Annotated in this window: 11 protein-coding genes; 8 read left to right on the top strand and 3 right to left on the bottom strand. The window is 34.7% G+C overall.

The window, feature by feature from the left end; translation table 11 throughout:
* Positions 1-144: 144 nt before the first annotated feature.
* Positions 145-705, bottom strand: a complete 561-nt coding sequence (locus ACH5TX_RS11230; RefSeq protein WP_439339599.1) for an RNA polymerase sigma-70 factor — start codon at positions 703-705, stop codon at positions 145-147.
* A gap of 442 nt (positions 706-1,147) precedes the next feature.
* On the opposite strand from ACH5TX_RS11230, the gene ACH5TX_RS11225 reads away from it, so the two are divergent.
* The 8 genes from ACH5TX_RS11225 to ACH5TX_RS11190 all read left to right on the top strand — a co-directional run bounded on the left by ACH5TX_RS11225 (position 1,148) and on the right by ACH5TX_RS11190 (position 16,298).
* A complete protein-coding gene (locus tag ACH5TX_RS11225) occupies positions 1,148-2,314 on the top strand; it encodes a FecR family protein (RefSeq protein WP_439339598.1) in 1,167 nt (388 codons plus the stop codon).
* Positions 2,315-2,614: 300 nt separating this feature from the next.
* Entirely contained in the window at positions 2,615-5,836 is a 3,222-nt protein-coding gene (locus tag ACH5TX_RS11220; RefSeq protein ID WP_439339597.1) for a SusC/RagA family TonB-linked outer membrane protein, read from the top strand.
* A gap of 13 nt (positions 5,837-5,849) precedes the next feature.
* Positions 5,850-7,805, top strand: coding sequence for a RagB/SusD family nutrient uptake outer membrane protein (locus tag ACH5TX_RS11215; protein ID WP_439339596.1), 1,956 nt, complete (start codon positions 5,850-5,852; stop codon positions 7,803-7,805).
* An 18-nt stretch (positions 7,806-7,823) separates the two neighbouring features.
* Positions 7,824-9,194, top strand: coding sequence for a DUF4959 domain-containing protein (locus tag ACH5TX_RS11210; RefSeq protein ID WP_439339595.1), 1,371 nt, complete (start codon positions 7,824-7,826; stop codon positions 9,192-9,194).
* 2 nt (positions 9,195-9,196) lie between these two features.
* Complete coding sequence (locus tag ACH5TX_RS11205; RefSeq protein WP_439339594.1) at positions 9,197-10,756, top strand: DUF4998 domain-containing protein; 1,560 nt, start codon at positions 9,197-9,199, stop codon at positions 10,754-10,756.
* A 74-nt stretch (positions 10,757-10,830) separates the two neighbouring features.
* Positions 10,831-12,057 carry a thioredoxin family protein gene (locus ACH5TX_RS11200; protein WP_439339593.1) on the top strand — a complete coding sequence of 409 codons (1,227 nt, stop codon included), beginning with the start codon at positions 10,831-10,833 and terminating at the stop codon, positions 12,055-12,057.
* A gap of 246 nt (positions 12,058-12,303) precedes the next feature.
* Positions 12,304-13,473 carry a retropepsin-like aspartic protease gene (locus ACH5TX_RS11195; protein WP_439339592.1) on the top strand — a complete coding sequence of 390 codons (1,170 nt, stop codon included), beginning with the start codon at positions 12,304-12,306 and terminating at the stop codon, positions 13,471-13,473.
* Positions 13,474-13,478: 5 nt separating this feature from the next.
* Complete coding sequence (locus ACH5TX_RS11190) at positions 13,479-16,298, top strand: M16 family metallopeptidase (RefSeq protein WP_439339591.1); 2,820 nt, start codon at positions 13,479-13,481, stop codon at positions 16,296-16,298.
* Between the two features lie 168 nt (positions 16,299-16,466).
* On the opposite strand, the gene ACH5TX_RS11185 is transcribed toward ACH5TX_RS11190, so the two are convergent.
* Positions 16,467-18,662 carry a B12-binding domain-containing radical SAM protein gene (locus ACH5TX_RS11185; protein ID WP_439339590.1) on the bottom strand — a complete coding sequence of 732 codons (2,196 nt, stop codon included), beginning with the start codon at positions 18,660-18,662 and terminating at the stop codon, positions 16,467-16,469.
* A gap of 88 nt (positions 18,663-18,750) precedes the next feature.
* Positions 18,751-18,906, bottom strand: coding sequence for a helix-turn-helix domain-containing protein (locus tag ACH5TX_RS11180; RefSeq protein ID WP_439339589.1), 156 nt, complete (start codon positions 18,904-18,906; stop codon positions 18,751-18,753).
* Positions 18,907-18,938 lie beyond the last annotated feature (32 nt).

Genomic DNA, 18,938 nt, shown 5'->3' with positions numbered 1-18,938 from the left:
GAATATTTTTCGAGGTATTTGTAATTTCAACTTAAAGGAGGAATATAATAATATGAGTAACCAAAATATTAATACACAAAAAGCGTGGTATATTTACTTTGGTAATTTTCGATTTAACTTGTCAAAAAAACTTCTAATGTCTTTTTATTCCAAATTGTCTAACCCAGTAAGTTTTTCTCTAAGAAACTGAAGAGAACGACGAAGTTGTGTTTGAACAGTGTTGATGCTTATTCCAAGTATATCAGCTGCTTCTTTGTATTTATGGCCTTCAATATATACGAGTTCAAAAACTCTACGACGTTCTTGTGGTAAAAGTTCAATGGTTTTGTAAAGCTTTATGTGTTCTTCTGCCTCTTCACTAATTAAAGCTTTTGTTTTGATATGCTCTTCAGTAATTGACATAAATACTTCTTGCCGTCTATCTTTCGAGTTAAGGTAGTTTAATGTTTTGTTTTTTACCGACCTAAACAGGAAAGAATCAAGATTTGTTTTAACGCTAGAAAGACTTTTCTTTTGCCAGAAACTTATTAATGTTTCCTGTACAATATCTTCTGAAGAGTGTTCATTCTTAATAATTTTATTTGCAAATAGTACCAACGGAATATAGTATGTATCAAAAAGAAGTTTAAAAGCTAATTTCTCATTCTTTTTATACAATTCTAGTATTTCGTTTGTTTTTTTTTGGTACTTAATTTGGTTATTCAAAAGTGAAAAATGAGTTTCTACTATGTCGGAGTTAGTGCAAATATAAAAAGAATAATTACAAGGTTGTACTGAAACCTTGAAATATTCAAGGCGAATTTGTTATATTTTTATGAATATATCAATAAAAAAGCGTTTATGAGTTTAATTCAATAATTATCGATTGTTTTTTGCTTGTTATTTTTTTAAATTCGTATTCAGAAGTCGTTCGTTTCTTTTATAAAAAATTAAAGGTATTTGTATTTTTGTTTGTAAGACTCTGATTATCAGTGGTTTTGTTTTAGTGTGTTTGACTTATTGGAATATGGCTTGTTTTTATAAGTTTTAAAAAAAACATGCATACTGTCACTGAAAAACACTTTTTAAATTGTCTTAGTAGTATAATGGGGGTGTTTTGTTTGAGATTGAATTTTAAAATGCCTTTGTTTTTAAATTATGATCCACAATGGAAATTGACGATATAATAAACAAATACTTAAGCAACGAGTCTTTATCAGATGAAGAACTTTTGGCTTTTAATAACTGGAAAAATAAAAGTCCAGAAAATGATGCTTTTTTACAAAACCTACAATCCTTAAAAAAAGATAGTAAACTAAAAGAAAGACTTAGTAAAGAATTAGGCGACACGTATTTTTTAACAAGAAAGAAGTTAGAATATCGTAAATCTAAAGTGAAGCGTGCGCTTTGGTATCGTATGTCAGCAGCTTCTGTGTTTATAGCTTTAGTTATTACTTCGGCACTATTTATATACCAAAATTCTCACCCGAATAACTATTTAGGAAATACTGACCCAGGTAGTCATCAAGCCACTCTTGAACTAGCAGATGGTAGTAAAATCGAATTGTCGTCACAGAATAAAGATGTTGTAAAGGAAAAAGAAGCTGTGATTAATATAGGCAAAGGCATGGTTGCGTATGAAGAAACAAAAAATGATGACAGTCCTATAGTTGATGATTCTATTATATATAATACAATTGTTATTCCACGTAAGGGAGAATATAAAATTGTGCTTAGCGATGGTTCATCAATCTGGTTAAATTCAGAAACAAAGCTTAGATATCCACAGAAATTTAAAGGTAATGAGCGAAGAGTTTTTCTAGAAGGAGAAGCATATTTTGAAGTGGCTCATAACAGTAATATGCCCTTTATTGTAGAAACGCAAGGTCAGGAACTTACGGTTTTAGGAACAAAGTTTAATATTACAGCTTACTCGGGAGTAAGTACTGTACAATCAACATTGGTATCAGGAAGTGTAAAAATTAACATTGAAAACTCTGATAAAAAAGTGTTGTTAATTCCTGGTCAACAAGCTATTGTAAATAAAGAATCTCAAACATTAAAAGTTAACTCTGTTGATGTTTCTGAGATTATAGCATGGAAAGAAGGATTCTTTTCTTTAGAAAATGTCACTATGGAAGAATTCTTAAACAGATTGTCACGTTGGTATGATGTAAAATTTGTGTTTAACGATAATAGTGCGAGAGAATTGGCATTTAAAGGAAGTGTACCTAGATACGATAACTTAATAAGTGTTTTAGAAATGTTACAAGCTATTAGTGATGTTGAGTTTGTATATAAAAAGGATGAAATTGAAGTAAAAATTAAGAAATAAAAAAGCGGAAAGTTCTGGTAAAACTAACCGCTAGATTTTAAATAAAAACTGTTGCAACAGTCAATATTAATTAACTCGAATTACAAATGTATGAAAAAAAATTATCATTATGGTCATCCTCCCGAGCAGAGACGGGACGGGAATTTATGGCTAAAAAAACCGAAAATGCTGCGATTTGTACTACTATTTTGTTTAGGATTTTTTGTTGCCACATCGGCGTATTCTCAACAAAAATTAAATCTCAATTACGAGAATAAATCAATAGTATCAATCTTAAACGACCTTAAAAGTCGCACAGGTATGAAAGTTACTTATATGCAAGGACTGATACCTGAATCTAAAAAAATAAGTGTTACACTTAAAGATGCGACAATTAATAATATTCTTGATAATGTACTTGTAAAAAATGGTTACAGTTATCAAATCAAGGATAATGTTGTTTTAATAGCTAAGGCAGCAGAGGTTTCGGACGAACAGTTTCAGAATAAAAGATATAAGTTAAAAGGTCGTGTAACTGACGATAAAGGGAACCCGCTTCCTGGTGTAAATGTTTTAGTTACTAATACTCGTCAAGGAGCTTCTACAGATTTTGATGGCTTGTATACCATAATGGTTAAAAAGAATGATGTTTTAGAGTTTTCTTTTATCGGGTATAAACCAGAAACAGTTTTAGCAGATGGAAAACCCAAGCTGAACATAGGACTGAAACCAACTCAAGAGAATTTAGATGAAGTAACAGTTGTGGCTTTTGGTTCGCAGAAAACAGAGAGTATTGTTTCGTCTATAACAACTGTAAAGGCTGAAAGTTTAAAAACATCAAACAGCGATTTAACTTCAAGTTTTGCAGGTCGTATTCCTGGTCTTATAGCTTGGCAAACTGGCGGAGCACCTGGAGCACTTACTGAAGGAGAAATGAATTCTAGGTTCTACATTAGAGGTATTACTTCATTTAATGAAAACGCAAATATAGATCCATTGATTCTATTAGATAATGTGGAGGTTTCTAAACTTGATCTGGCACGTGTTGATCCAGATGATATTGCAAGTTTTAGTGTAATGAAGGATGCTTCAGCCACAGCAATGTATGGTGCACGTGGAGCAAACGGAGTTATTCTGGTTACAACCAAAAAAGGAAAAGAAGGACAGGTATATACCACTGTGAGATACGAACCGGTTATTTCAATGCCTACGCGAGAAATTGATGTAGTGGATCCAGTTACCTATATGAAGGCTTATAATGAGGCTCTAACAGGTCGTGATCCATTAGCGACGCCTTTGTATTCTTCTGATAAGATTAACAACACAGGAAGTGATAAATTCCCATCATATGTGTATCCTGCAAACGATTGGTATAATCTACTTTTTAAAGATTATTCAATTAACCACCGTTTGGGTATGAATATTCGAGGCGGATCTAAGGTTATTCAATATTACGCATCTTTAAATCACACTTCCGATCAAGGTATGTTGAAAACAGATCGTTTGAATCAATTTGATGTGAATATTAAAAACAATAGAACTTCACTTCGTGTTAATTTGAATGTAGATATGACACCAAGTGCGAAATTGGTCTTAAATTCTACAACTACACAAGACAAATATCATGGACCTCAAGTCGATGTAAGAGAGGTTTACCAAATGGCTTTTGCTGCTACCCCTGTTGATTACGCAGCTGTTTATCCAGCAGATGAACTCCATGATTGGCCACATATTCCTTTTGGTGGTTTAACATCAAACACTTATAATCCGTATGCAAGAATCCAGAAAGGTTACAGTGAAAGAAGTCGTTTTTCAACGGTTAACCGTCTGGGATATATTCAAAACCTTTCGGCCTTGGTTAAAGGCTTAGAACTTAGGGTAAACGGATCTTGGTATCACCAAGGTTATTATAGTAATACATTCTCAACAGAAGAATACATGTACCGTCTTTCAGATTACAATCATCAGACAGGTGTACACGCTTTACAACAAGTTAAGGAAGGTCGTAGAACTCTAGAATTAAGTAATGGGCAGAGTAACTCGACTGGAGAAAATCAATTTTCAGGAGAAGTTAGAGTTTTACACACAGCAGCTTGGAAAGACCACACCACGAGTTATACAGGTGTGTTTAATATACAAGAGTCTACAAATTCTCAACCAAGTTCGTTGTTAGATGCGCTTCCTGCAAGAAATATGGGACTGTCAATGCGTATGGCTTATGGTTATAAATCACGTTATTACGCAGAAGGAAGTTTTGGGTACAATGGATCTGAACGTTTTGCTAAGAAAAATCGTTTCGGATTTTTCCCAGCTGGTGGTTTAGCTTGGATTGTTTCAAAAGAACCATTTATGAAATCAACATCTAAATGGCTATCATTCTTAAAAATGCGACTTTCTTATGGAAAAGTTGGTAACGACGGAATAGGAACACGAGGTTCTTCTCGATTTGTTTATTTGCCAGATATGACGATAAATTCACAGGATTTATATAGTATCAACTCTTTTGAAAACCCACAAGTAACTTGGGAAATTGCTGAACAAGCCAACTTTGGTCTTGAAACAACTTTCTTGAATGGGTTGTTAGACTTTAAGTTTGATGCTTATCAAGAAATTCGACACAATATACTTTCTCCTAGAGTAGTAGTACCTGCTAATGTAGGTTTAGGATTGTTTCCTTTAGATAATATTGGTAAGGTAAGATCTAGAGGTTTTGATTTCGAAGGAAAAATTCAAAAAGCAATAACGCCAGATTTATGGTTTATTCTTAATGGAACACTAACTTATAATAAGGCGGTTTACAAAGAAATTGAAGAAGCAATAGATAAACCGGAATGGCAGGGGCGTATTGGACACGATATATCACAACAAATTGGTTATATAGCAGAAGGTTTATTTCAGGATCAGGAAGAAATTAATGCAGCTCCAGTTCAATCAGGAGATGTGATGCCTGGAGATATTCGTTATCGTGATGTAAATGAAGATGGTGTTATAGATGTAAGTGATGCGGTAAACATTGGTTATCCAACCACACCTCGTATTATTTATGGATTTAACGGAGTTGTAAATTACAAAGCGTTAGAGTTCAGCTTTGCGTTTCAAGGTTCAGGCCAACGCTCTATGTTTATTAATTCGCAAGCCATTAGTCCGTTTACAAACGATCATGCTCTATTAAAAGAAATATATGATGATCATTGGACACCTGATAATATGCAGACCAACCCTTTTTGGCCTCGTTTGTCTACCAATAATATCACATACCATAATAAAGAAGAAGATAGAACAACAGGTCAAGAAGTTGTTCGATATTCAACTTACTTTATGCGTTCTGTAAAATTCTTAAGATGTACTTCGCTGCAGTTGGCTTACAACCTACCAGAAAGTATAGCAAATAAAATGAAGTTAAAAAGATTGAAGGTGTTTGTTCGAGCAAACAATCCGTTTATCATAAGTAATTTCAAATTATGGGATCCAGAACTAGGGAGCAACGGGTTTAACTACCCTATCCAACAAACAAATTCTGTTGGTATAAACATTAGTTTCTAACAAAAAATTAATTATGAAATTAAAAAATATATTAGTTAGTTGTATGGGGATAATCTTATTATTCTCATCATGTTCAGACTACCTGGATGTAGCTCCAGAAGACGACATTTTAGATATTCCGGCAATATTTGAAACAAGAGATGGTGCCGAACGATGGATGAAAAGTGCATATAGAGCAGTACCTTTTTTATATGGAGGAGAATTTTCAGATCCAGGTATATTGGGAGGTGACGAATATGTAGCAGGACAATATGCTCGTGCTACAAGGTTCCATTCTATGTTCTATATTGGTGATGGACTACAATCGACCGTTGAGCCTTATGGAAATTTATGGACCTATGATGGTATATACAATACAATTCGTTATTGTAATACTTTTCTAGATCATATTGATGAGGTTTATAACCTTTACGATGGTGAATTAGAGACTTGGACAGCAGAAGTAAAGGCTGTTAAAGCTTATTATTACTTTGAAATGGTAAAACGTTACGGGCCTATAGTTTTAGTTCCTGAGAATATTGACGTATGGGCACCTCTTGAAGAAATGCAAGTAGCTCGTAGTCATGTTGATTCTTGCTTTGCCGAAATTGTAAGCTTACTTGATGCTGCTATTCCAGATTTAAAACTTATATCAGATAAAAACCCTGAACGTTATCAGTATTTTTCTAAAGAGGGCGCTCTAGCACTCAAGGCAAAAGTTTTGTTATATCATGCTTCACCTTTATTTAATGGCAATTCAAATTACTCTAATTTTACTAATCGTGATGGAGAGCTATTATTTAATCAAGAATATAATAACGAGAGATGGAAAATAGCTGCCGAAGCTGTTGATGAAGCAATAACTTTGTGTGAAGGTGTAGGTTACCAATTAATATCTGGTAGTACGGAAACATCAACTTCTCTGCTTAATAATATGAGAGATATTGAATTGTCTATCTGGGCACCAAATTACTCATCAACAGAAGGGATTATGCTTGTTTCGGCTAGTAATACATTGTCTGCAAACACGCTACCAGCCGTAGGAACCAGTGCCGAAAATTTTCATTACGATGTAAATGTATTTGGAGATATAGGTACTAGTATTAAAATGGTAGAATCGTTTTATACAAAAAACGGTTTACCAATAGATCAGGATAATACTTGGGATTACGAAGGGCGTTATAAAATGGGGCGTGAAACTAGCACCTTCTATAAAAATGTTGTCGATTTGTCTCAAGATGTGCTTTTACTTCACTTAAAACGAGAGCCTCGCTTTTATGCAAACATTGCATCTTCTGGAACATACTGGCAAAGAGGAACATATTCATGGAGCGAAAATAATTTGTTGATGGAGACTTACAAAGGTCAAGATATGGGGTTAAAGCAAAACAATATTGATCCTAATTACCCACAAAACCTGACTGGGTATTGGGTGAAGAAAGGAACGCGTTCTGAAGTACCTACCAATAATTATGGTACACAGTTAAATGGATTATTAGGTTTTAATCTTCCTACACCAGCGATTCGTTTGGCCGATTTGTATTTAATGCAATCTGAAGCATGGAATGAATATGAAGGTCCTCAAGGTTCTAATAGCGAGAAGATTTTCAGTTCATTGAATAAGATTCGTGAACGTGCAGGAATTCCAACAGTTCAAGATTCTTGGACCAAATATTCGAAATCACCGTCTAAAATTACTACTAAGGAAGGCATGCGTGATATTATTCGTCAAGAAAGAACGATTGAACTAGCATTTGAAGGACACCGTTTTTGGGATCTTCGCCGATGGAAAACAGCTCAATCAGAATTAAATAAGAAACCAAGAGGATGGAATGTCCTAGGTGCTGATGCTCGTGAGTATTTCAATAATTACGAAGGTCCTTTAGTAGTATGGGATAAAGCAGAGTTTCAGTCGCCACGTGATTACTTTTTCCCTATAAAAAGTGAGGAAGTAATAATCTCAGGAGTTGTACAAAACCCTGAATGGTAAAATTATAATTTTTAAAATATGAAAAAAATACTCTTTATAATATTAGTTGTTGCAGGAATCTATTCCTGTAACAAAGACGATGATGCTTATCTAGACGTCAAAACCGATCGAGATACAATCTCATTTGAAGCGGTTGAGGGTGGAGCTGTTATGCGTTTCACAGTAGATGATACACGAATATATCGCGTTAAAGCGGTGTACGAAGATCAATATGGTTTGCCAGTAGTTAAACTGGCAAGCTTTGGCAATGAATCCATGTTATTAACTGGTTTTAATGAGCCTCAATCAAGTGTAAATGTTAGCGTATCCTATTTGGATAAAAATGATAATGAATCATCACCTATGGATTTTACATTCAGTACATTGGCTTCGGCTGTTTACTCCTTTTTTGATGAAGCAGAGGTGCTTCCTTATTGGGATGGATTTGCTGTTACATACAAAGCACCTGAGGTTGTTAGTGGTTTTGCTAATGTTTATTTCTTAGGAACAAATCCTACAACCAAATTACAAGACAGTATTTTAGTGGAAACTTTTCCTATTGCTAAAGGTGGCGATACACGAGTTTATTCATTGGATGAGTCTCAGTTAGCTGATTATAATACGGTTATTATTACAACAGAAGATTATAAACAGAGAATTGCTAGAAGCAAAACCTGGGAAGATGTTGAATCTTACACTCGTGTAAAACTTCCAAACACTGATTTTGAACTGATTGATCCTTTTTGGTTGTCGTATGAAGATAAGAATGACTGGATTCCATCATCACCAGTACGCTTTGGGGCAGAATACTTATTTGATGGTGATATTAAAGGAACACAGCGATTTCAGAACGCTAAACCAGGTTGGGAACCTGCTCAATATACTTTCTATGCCGGCCCAGGAGCAACTCAAGATTTTTATGGAGATCAAATGTATTTTGTACTCGATATAAAAAAGGCCAATGTGGTAGGTGAGCTGAGGTTTTATGCAATGTTAGAAGATAATACGACTCTACTAGAGCTTTTCAACTACGATTATTATACTAGGGTTCCTTGTAAAATGAAAGTTTATGGTTGTAATGATTATGTACTAAGCTCAGATCCAACTGCAGAAACTGGAAGTTGGAAAGAACTAGGTTCATTTAATAATGATCCGAAGCAGGCTATTGAGGACCGTTGGTATGTTGAAAAAAGTACAGGTTTTACGCATTACATTACAAGTTTAGCTGAGCAGGAAGCTGCAGATCCAGTTTATATTTCAATTCCATTGGAATTCGATAGCACAGCATATCGTTATTTTAAAATTGAGGTATTAGATACCTATGATAACTTGTTCGCTCCAGATTATCATAATAACTATGATGATTATGTGAGCTTTCATGAGATTGAATTATATGCTAAAAAAGATTGATTATGAGAAGAATTTTTATATATGCCATATTACCTTTATTTTTAGTTAGCTTGTTTTTTAGCTGCGAATCATTAGAGGATACTTATTCTGACTATTCAGGAGATGGCCCAATCCGATATTTATCAAAAGTCTATAATGTAGAAGGCATTGCAGGATGGGAAGAAGTGACCTTGAAATGGGAAAATAAAACAGACGTTGCACGAGATGCTATTTTAATAGAATGGAAAGATGATAATGTAACCATGGATACTATTATCGACAAGAATGCAACAAGTTGTGTAATTCCAGGTCTAGAAAATTACGAATATAGTTTTTCAATCTCATCAATAAGTTATGAGGAAGACAATACTATAGCAGGAAGTTCATTAAAGACTACAATCTATGAACGTCCATACACTTATGAACACGAAGAGTTGTCTGCATTTACACGTGTAGTTGTTAAACAGTTTAAAGTAGGAAACGAAAATTTATTACTGTTTTTTGATTCATGGAAGGATAACCTTTTGTCTGTTGAGATAGGTTATTACAAGACAAACGAAACAACTGAAACGCGTCTTGAGTTATCAAAAGAGTTTTTAGAGTCGAAATACTGGCCTAATGGGAATAAGTACTTGCTAATCTCTGAAATTGATTTAACTAAGGATGTTAATGTATACCGAACAGGAACAATTGAATCGATTAAGGATAATGATCCTGATTTCAGTATTGAGTTTTCAACAATTACATTGAATCTTGATGTATTGGCATTTAATAGCGATTTTCAAGCACAGGTACAAAACTTTCTGAATGTATCAGAACTGGATGCAAGTACTATATCTGAAGTAGAGACTTTAGAATTCGATCAGGATTTAACGTCACTTGAAGATTTGCTTTATTTTCCAAACTTGAAAACTGTTTATCTTGGTAAAAACAGGTACTTGTCACCAGATTATGTATATGACTTTTTAGCGCAATCTACGTTAAAAGAAAAGGAACTTAGTCTTGCAGCATTAAGCGTAGCACATGATGTTCTAGAGTTAGATGTTCAACAGTATAATGATCACTATTTTGAGTTTTACGAAGCTCCTGAATGGTTTGTAAGATTAGAGAATCCAACATTACCAATGCTAGATTTTTATGAAGTAACAGCATTGTGGAGTCACGTAGTAACTCCTGCTGATCAAGTAGGTTATGATTCATTCTCAAGTAGTTTGTTTGATGGAGATAGTTATTCAGATTGGAATCCGTTGGTTGGTGATGATTTAAGAGTGCACCGAATTGAAATTGACTTAGGAGAAGAAGTGGATATTAGAGGTTTTACAGTCGTTCAATCATTATTTGCAGATAGTTCGATACTACCAACGTCTATAAAAATAGAAATAGCAGAATCTGGTGGACAATACCAACTGGTAGCTTCTAAAGAGGAGATTCCTTTGGGAGATAGTAATGGCGAAACAACCCTTATATATCTCAACAAAACACAAGAAACGCAAAAAGTTCGTAGAATTCGATTCTATCTTACCGATAAAGATTATTACGGTGCTTATGGGATTTCATTAGCTGACTTTATGTTGATTAAATAATAATAGTTGTACGGGATTTGTATATCAAATCCCGTACTCTATATCAATAATTACTATAACAATATATTGTAAAGATGAAGAGAAATCTATTCATATTAACACTTCTAATAGCTTTAGGAGCCCATTCTTTTGCGCAAAATCTGGGTATTGTTTTTGAGGAAACAAAATCGTGGAAAAAGATTGTTAAAAAGGCAAAAGAAGAAAATAAACTAATTTTTGTAGACTGTTATGCCGATTGGTGTGGCCCGTGCAAAAAATTAGCTGCTGATGTTTTTACACAGGAGAAAGTAGGGACATTATTTAATGAAAATTTTATCAATGTCAGTTTCAATGTTGAAAAGGACGAAGATGGTAAAGCATTTGCTCAAAGATTAAGCGTAACAGCTTTGCCAACTTTGTTTTTTATAGACCCAGAAACCGAGCAACCAGCACATAAATTAGTAGGTTCTGGAGATGCTAACTGGTTGATAGACGCAGCAAATCTTGTTGCCGATAAGGAAAATGGGTTACAAGCAATGATGTCACGATATGAAAAAGGAGACCGCGACCCTGTATTTATACTTAAGTTGGTAGAATTGCTTATGGCAGCAAATATGGAAAAAGAAATAGGGGTAGTTACTAAGGATTTCCTTAACAGTTTACTTTTAGAACAATTGGCAACAGCCAATATGTGGCCACTAATAATGCAGTGGGAAAATGATCCGTTATCGAAGACTTTGCTTGTTGTGCGCGACAATATTGAAAAATTTTATGCTATTCCAGGTGAGAATCAAAAAATGATGGTAGATATGACTTTGGCTAATGCTATGGTAAGTAAAGCTATTGATTTCGCTACAAACCCTAATTTGGCAGCTTATGATCCAACAAATTATAATGCCTTTGTTGATTATTTACAGACTGCAGAAGGTCAGGGTAAAGATATGGCTTCTATTTGGTTGAACACCTCTATGTTGTCTCGTAAAGGCGATTGGAAGCAAATGCTAGAAGTTATGCATGTTGTGGATGAGCAGGAATTGTTCCCACCTCAGGTTTATGGACAGTATTTTATGTTTTTTATCAAGTCTTTGGCTGAAATGAAAGATAAAGAAGCCTTAACAGCAGGAGTAAGTTGGTTAGATGAACTAATTGCTAGTGCCACAGGTGAAGACATACAATCGTATTCGGTTCGAGCGACAATGTACGGAACTAAATTTGAACTTTATCAGACAGCTAAAAAATACGGACCTGCTCAAAAGGCTAAAAAAGAACTAGAAAAATACATCAAACTTATTCAGGAAATACAACCTGCCAATCAACAATAAGGAAGCAAACTCATTGATACATAATTTTATGTCAAACTCAGCTTGTTAAGAAAGTTTACAGTTTGCTTACATGAGATACACTGCAGCACGTTAAAATAATATGTTGTTGATGCTTTGGCGTACCTCTTATGCAATCAGTAAACACGAACTAGATTGACTTTTAAATTAAGCAGGAGAATATCTTCTATGTTATCAGTGAATGGTTAAAATCATTCATTCTTCAAAAAATATTTACAGATTTTAAAAATGAAAAAAAGATATTTAATAAGCATCATGTTAATGCTAATCGGTTGTGTTCAATTAATAGCACAAACAAGTTCAGCAACCGAGTTAAAATACACCGATGAAAATGGAGTTCCTGTAGTTGAAGTTGTTATTGGCGGCAATACTTATCGGTTTTTAGTAGATACAGGTGCAGGAATTACTTGTATTTCTGATCGATTAGTAAATGCCGAGAAACTTCAATACGAACAGTCTCAGGAATCTATGATGGGACTTGGTAATAACTTGTTTATCGCAGAAATACCAGAAATTACAATTGGAGATTTGAGTTTAGAAAACCAAGAAGCAATAATCATGAGTGCAGATAATGTGATATTATCAGCATTGGATGCAGATGGTACTATTGGCGCCAATATTCTTTCAAAATATGTAGTTACGTTCAATTCAAAAAAGAAAACAATGGTGTTTTCTAATCAGGCGGATCCTTCAATTACAGCTTGGGAGACTCTTAAATTGTGGAAAAACGTACCACTTTTTAGTATCAAATTACAAGGTAAGGATGAACTTTATGATGTCCCTGCATTGTTTGATAGTGGTAATGGAACTGGTGCGCTTGGTCTTCCTTCGGTTGAAGGTTTTGAGCAGTGGACTAGTGTTGGAATTATTAACAATGTTGTTGATGGCCAAGGAGCAACGGGTTCTATGGTAGGTGGTTTAACAGGAATGGATAAACTCTATCGAGGTAAACTGAATGATCTGCACATTGGAGGTCATATTTATGAAAATATTCCCGTAATAACAGGCGGTGTTGGTTATCTGTTATTATGCTTTAAAATTACTGATCTAGGAAAAGTTACTATTGATTATCTGAATAACCGATATAGTTTTATGCCATATGAAGATTCTGTTGTTTGGGATGGCGATAATCGTACCGTAATGACTGGTGCAGATAATGGACAATTACGTGTAGCTGCAGTTTGGGGTGAAGATGCTTGTGCTAAACTGAAACCGGGGAACATCATTACGTCTATTGGCAACAATGAAATTAGTAATGTAAACGATAGTACTCCAAATATTGACGAGCTTATCCTGCAATACGAAGCTCAAAATGCTAAGATAACAGTTAAGGATCAAATAGGTACAGTAAAGCAATTACCTGCATCATTATTTCTTCCTATTAACATTAAAAAATAAAAGCAATGAAAAAACGAATTATAACAGGGGTACTATCCTTGTTGTTGGGACTAACATCTGTTTATGCTCAACAATTAAACATGGCAGATACACTTCCGTTTGATCCAGAAATGAAGGTTGGTAAATTAAAGAATGGATTAACCTATTATTTAAAACACAATGAGAGCCAAAAAGGATTGGCAGATTTTTATATTCTTCACAATGTTGGATCTATTCAGGAAGAGGATTCTCAGGATGGACTAGCTCACTTTTTGGAGCATATGGCATTTAACGGAACCAAAAATTTCCCTGGAAAATCAATGATAAGTTGGCTTGAAAGTGTTGGTCTTCAGTTTGGAACAAATATAAATGCAGCAACAGGTATGGAGAAAACCTATTATATGCTGTCGCAAGTGCCATTGAGGCGTGAAACTGTTCTAGATTCTACCTTGTTGGTATTACATGATTGGTCTCATTTTATTTCATTGAAGGACGAAGAAATAGACAAAGAGCGAGGTGTTATTATTGAAGAACGTCGCCAGCGAAATAATGCTAAATTCCGTGCAAGTAGAAAGGCTGCTCCTATATACTATAATGGGACTCGCTATGCAGATCGTGATATGTTAGGAAGTGAAGAGTTTTTGAAAACTTTTCCTTCTGAAAGTTTACGCGAATATTATAAACGTTGGTATCGTCCAGATTTACAGGCTGTGATTATTGTTGGCGATATTGATGTAGCTCAGGTAGAAGAGAAGCTTAAAAACATAATGGCTGATATTCCAGCTCCGGTAAACCCAGAGCCTAAAACAATAATTCCAATTCCAGGTAATGCTGAGCCATTGATGACGGTTGTTACCGATCCTGAATTGGAAGAAGAAAGTGTTAGTCTTTATATTAAACGTGACGCTTTACCTGTTGAATATAACAATCGTGTTGGTATTTATAAAATGGATTTACTATTGAGTGCAGCGCTTTCAATGGCCAATTCACGTTTGGCAGAAATGGCCGAAAATGTTGCTCCATTTAGAAGTGCTCAATTTTATAATAGTCAAGTTAGCATCAGCACCGAAGCCGTTGGATTCGATGTTTTGTCTGCAAAAGGAAATGTATTGTTAGCTTTTGCAGCAGCATACACTGAGCTGGAACGCATTCGCCGTCATGGATTTACAACTTCAGAATTAGAAAATTTCAAAACAAATACTTTACGAGGCGTTAAATATGCATATGAAAATGCTAATCAACGTGATAATGAAAGTTATGTTTGGGACTGTATCAATAATTATACAGAAAACACACCTATTCTTTCAGCTAAGCACGAATGGGCGGTTGTTAGTCTGCTAGTATCACAAATGACGCTTGAAGAAGTAAACGGGCTTTTATCAACCTTATTAACACAAACCAATAATGTAATAGTATCTACTATTCCGGAGGAAGCTGGAGCCGTTATTCCTACAACAGATCAGTTGGGGGCAATTATGAACAACGTTCGAGGTATGGAATTAAAACCATACGAACCTAAAGTAATTAATAAACCACTTATTTCAGATGTTGATGCCATTACTAGCGGTAAAGTTGTTGAAACTAAAGAAGGGGTTTATGGCTCAACAGAATGGATTCTTAGTAATGGTATTAAAGTTTTGGTGAAACCTACCAATTATAGTCCTAGTCAGGTGACGATGAGCGCATACGCTGATGGTGGAATTTCTATGGTAGACGATGCTGATTATTTTACTGCTCAAAATTTAATTCCATTGGTTAATATGTCTGGTCTTGGAGATTTTAACACGATTGACTTAAAAAAAGTAATAGGAACGAAGGTTGCCATGGCTACACCAACGATTTCTCGATTTTCAACAGGTATAAGTGGTAGTGCAGCTAAATCGGATCTAGAAACGATGCTACAGTTAACACACCTTTATTTTACCAAACCAAAATTGAGTCGTGATAAATTTGATGGCATGATGCAAACGAGCAGAAGAACAATTGAAGCTTCAAAAAATTCTGCTGAATATATGATGTACGAAAAGATGAATGTGGCCATTTATGGAGAAGAGAATAATGTTAGAACTCAACCACCAACTTTAAATACACTTGATGCTATTGATTTTGATAAAATGGAGGGCATCTATAATAAGTTCTTTTGTGATGCTGCAGGAAACTATACATTTTACTTTCTTGGAGATATAGACCAGAATAAACTTAAACCTTTGGTAGAAAAATATCTTGGTTCGTTACCAACTGGAAAGCAAAAATTAGCTTGGAAGGACGACCATGTGAGAGCTCATAAAGGAGAATCATCAGTTCGCTTTGAGGTTCCAATGCAAATTCCTCAGAGTACCGTATCTTATAATTACACTGGAGATATTGTATATAATCAAGAAAATTCGTTGCTTATAGCTATGCTAACAGCATGTTTGCAAACGCGTTACCATGAAAAAATCCGTGAAGATAAAGGAGGGACTTATGGTGTTACTGTAAGTGGTTATTTAGACCGTCAACCTATACCAACGTATTCGATGTCGGTGTCGTTTCAAACAAATCCAGAAATGGTAGATGAACTGGCTGCTATTGTAGACGTGGAATTAGCTAAAATGGCTGAATTTGGACCAGATCGTGCTGAAGTAGATAAGAACCTTTCGTTTTGGCTAAAAGCCCGTCCTGATGCAATGAAAAGTAATGAACCATGGCTAACTTTAATGGAAAACTATGAAACATGGGGTGAAGATTGGAATACAGATTATGAGACTATGGTTAATAGCATTACTCCTGAGCGTGTTCGTGATTTTGCACAAAAAATAGTAAATGACGGTAATGTGGTTAAGGTTATTATGGATCCAGTTAAATAAAATGGATACATTTTTTTGAATATTAAAGAACATTTGGATTAGATGTTATATAAGAGGGCAGATTCTAGAAAAGAATCTGCCCTCTTTTAGTAATGCAATTAACGAAAGGAAGCTTATAAAAGTCAATATCATTGTGGTAGGCAAGTCAAACTAATGTTGTCGAAATTTTTACAAAACCAACAATCCATTCTCCCTCAAAACAAGCATAGGTTTAGAAAACCAAAACAATTCAAAATCATCAAACTGTGTTTCAAAATCTGATTTTAATTGTGAAAACGATTGGAGTGTATCGTTATACGGGCTTAAGGATGTTTCTAAATGATTTAAAAACCAGTTGCCTTTATTTTGATCGGTAACAATACTAAAGCTGTTGTTAGTATTATGAAAGGTTAATTCTAAAAGTTGTTTCTTTTTTTTAGAAAATTCATTAACCAAAGGGATGTTGCCTAACCAAACTATTTTAGCATTTGATTTTATATTAAAAGAGACAGGCGTTTCTAAGCTATCGTAAATAAAATCTTGATGAATACTCGTGTCTGGTATTTTAAAATCGAACCAATCTTGTAGCGGTAAATCGAAACCAATACCGTGCATATAGTTAAAAAGTGATTTTTTTAATCCGAAACTAAATTTACTGTGGTCGATGCCTGTACTGTCGGTAAAATCGATATCGTTATTCGCAAATTTAATGTCTTTGTAATTTGGTGTTATATTATAAGCTTCAGGTTTTAACCCAATAGGGCTGTGCGCCGTTAATGCAAACTGATGCCAAAACCCCGATTGTAAAACACCTACTTCAAAAAGCTGACGTACCATTTCTAAACTATCAATTGTTTCTTTAACTGTTTGTGTAGGGTAGCCATACATTAAATAGGCGTGTACCATAATATTGGCTTCGGTAAAATTGCGTGTTACTTGCGCCACTTGCTCTACGGTAACACCTTTATCTATCAACTTTAATAAACGATCTGATGCTACTTCTAATCCGCCAGAAACCGCAATACAACCCGATGCTTTTAGTAGTAAGCATAAATCTTGGGTGAAGTTTTTTTCAAACCGAATGTTCGTCCACCAAGTTACCGTTAGTTTACGTTTTATAATTTCAAGTGCTAATGCTTTCATTAACGATGGTGGCGCCGCTTCGTCTACAAAATGAAACCCCGTTTCTTGGGTTTGTTCAATAAGTTGCTCCATACGGTCTACCAAAAGTTTGGCAGCAATGGGTTCGTAAATTTTTATGTAGTCTAATGAAATATCGCAAAATGTACATTTTCCCCAGTAGCAACCGTGTGCCATGGTGAGTTTGTTCCATCTACCATCACTCCAAAGGCTGTGCATGGGGTTGGCAATTTCTATAACCGAAATGTATTGGTCTAATAATAAATCGGAATAATCAGGTGTGCCAACATTAGCTTGTTTGTAATCTGGTTTTGTGCTGTTGTTTTTATAAGCGACTTTACCGTTTTCTAAAAGAAAGGTACGTTTTAATTCAAAGTTTTTACTTAGACTGTGCTCAGTGTGACACACATGGTTGTATAGTAATTCGACAGGTAATTCACCATCATCGAGTGTTATGAAATCGAAAAACTCAAAAACACGCACATCAGAAACCGAGCGTAATTCTGTATTCGGAAACCCGCCACCCATAGCAATTTTTATATCTGGGTAGTTGGCTTTTATGTGTTGTGCACAACGAAACGCACTATATAGATTACCGGGAAACGGCACGGATAAACAAACTAATTTAGGTTGTACTGTTTTTAGTGTGTCGTCTAAAATATTTAAGGTGATATCGTCTATAAAGGTAGTATCTTCTTGAAGATTAGCATATAACTCATCAAAAGAATTGGCACTCATTCCTAAACGTTCCGCATAACGGCTAAAGCCAAAATTAGAGTCGATACATTCAATAATAAAATCAGATAAATCTTCAAGATATAAAGTAGCTAAATGTTTTGCTTTGTCTTGTAAACCCATCGAGCCAAATGCCCAATCTAAATCGTCTAATTGTTCAAAACGTGAGGCTTGCGGTAAAAAGTTGTCGGAACAAATTTGTCTAGCAAAACTAGGTTTTTCGCCTTGTAAAAAGGCAATAATATCATCTAAAGGTTGTAAATAATTATCTTTTAAAGTGTAGATTCTTTGTGCGTTCTCCGTTTTAATTTGATTGGTATCAAAAGCTAAATCGAAAAGTGCAGAAAAAGTTTCTTTTGAAAATAAATTCAGAATCACTTCAATACCTAAATCCATTTGAAACGATTCTATGTTTTTGGTGTTTAAAAAACCTTTTAAATAGGTAGTTGCAGGATACGGTGTGTTTAACTGCGTAAACGGTGGCGTTATGAGTAAAAGGTCTTTCTTCAAAATTAATTATCAATAGAGATGACAAATATAGTTGAAAAGAAGAAGCCCTATGCTAATCTTATGGGGTTTGCTATTGTTTTAAGATTCGTTAATTAAAAGAAGCTCGAAATTTTGATGGTGAAGTATTTGTTTTCGACTTAAATAACTTACTAAACGATTGATAATGTTTAAAACCCAATTCGAAAGCAGTTTCATCTACCGATACATGGTGGGAGATAGTTTTACTGAATAAAAAAATCTCCAAGTATAATTCCTTGGAGATTTAAATTCTATTGA

The sequence above is a fragment of the Thalassobellus citreus genome, from assembly GCF_044385915.1.
In the GTDB taxonomy this organism is placed as follows: Bacteria; Bacteroidota; Bacteroidia; order Flavobacteriales; family Flavobacteriaceae; genus Thalassobellus; species Thalassobellus citreus.
Note: the sequence above shows the minus strand (reverse complement) of the source record. Positions and strands in the feature narration are given on the sequence as shown.

What these genes read in the sequence shown, in the direction of transcription:
- ACH5TX_RS11225 (WP_439339598.1), top strand. Translation starts at nt 1,148, where the DNA reads ATGGAAATTGACGATATAATAAACAAATACTTAAGCAACGAGTCTTTA.
- ACH5TX_RS11200 (WP_439339593.1), top strand. Translation starts at nt 10,831, where the DNA reads ATGAAGAGAAATCTATTCATATTAACACTTCTAATAGCTTTAGGAGCC.
- ACH5TX_RS11190 (WP_439339591.1), top strand. Translation starts at nt 13,479, where the DNA reads ATGAAAAAACGAATTATAACAGGGGTACTATCCTTGTTGTTGGGACTA.
- ACH5TX_RS11220 (WP_439339597.1), top strand. Translation starts at nt 2,615, where the DNA reads ATGAAAGTTACTTATATGCAAGGACTGATACCTGAATCTAAAAAAATA.
- ACH5TX_RS11210 (WP_439339595.1), top strand. Translation starts at nt 7,824, where the DNA reads ATGAAAAAAATACTCTTTATAATATTAGTTGTTGCAGGAATCTATTCC.
- ACH5TX_RS11215 (WP_439339596.1), top strand. Translation starts at nt 5,850, where the DNA reads ATGAAATTAAAAAATATATTAGTTAGTTGTATGGGGATAATCTTATTA.
- ACH5TX_RS11195 (WP_439339592.1), top strand. Translation starts at nt 12,304, where the DNA reads ATGAAAAAAAGATATTTAATAAGCATCATGTTAATGCTAATCGGTTGT.
- ACH5TX_RS11205 (WP_439339594.1), top strand. Translation starts at nt 9,197, where the DNA reads ATGAGAAGAATTTTTATATATGCCATATTACCTTTATTTTTAGTTAGC.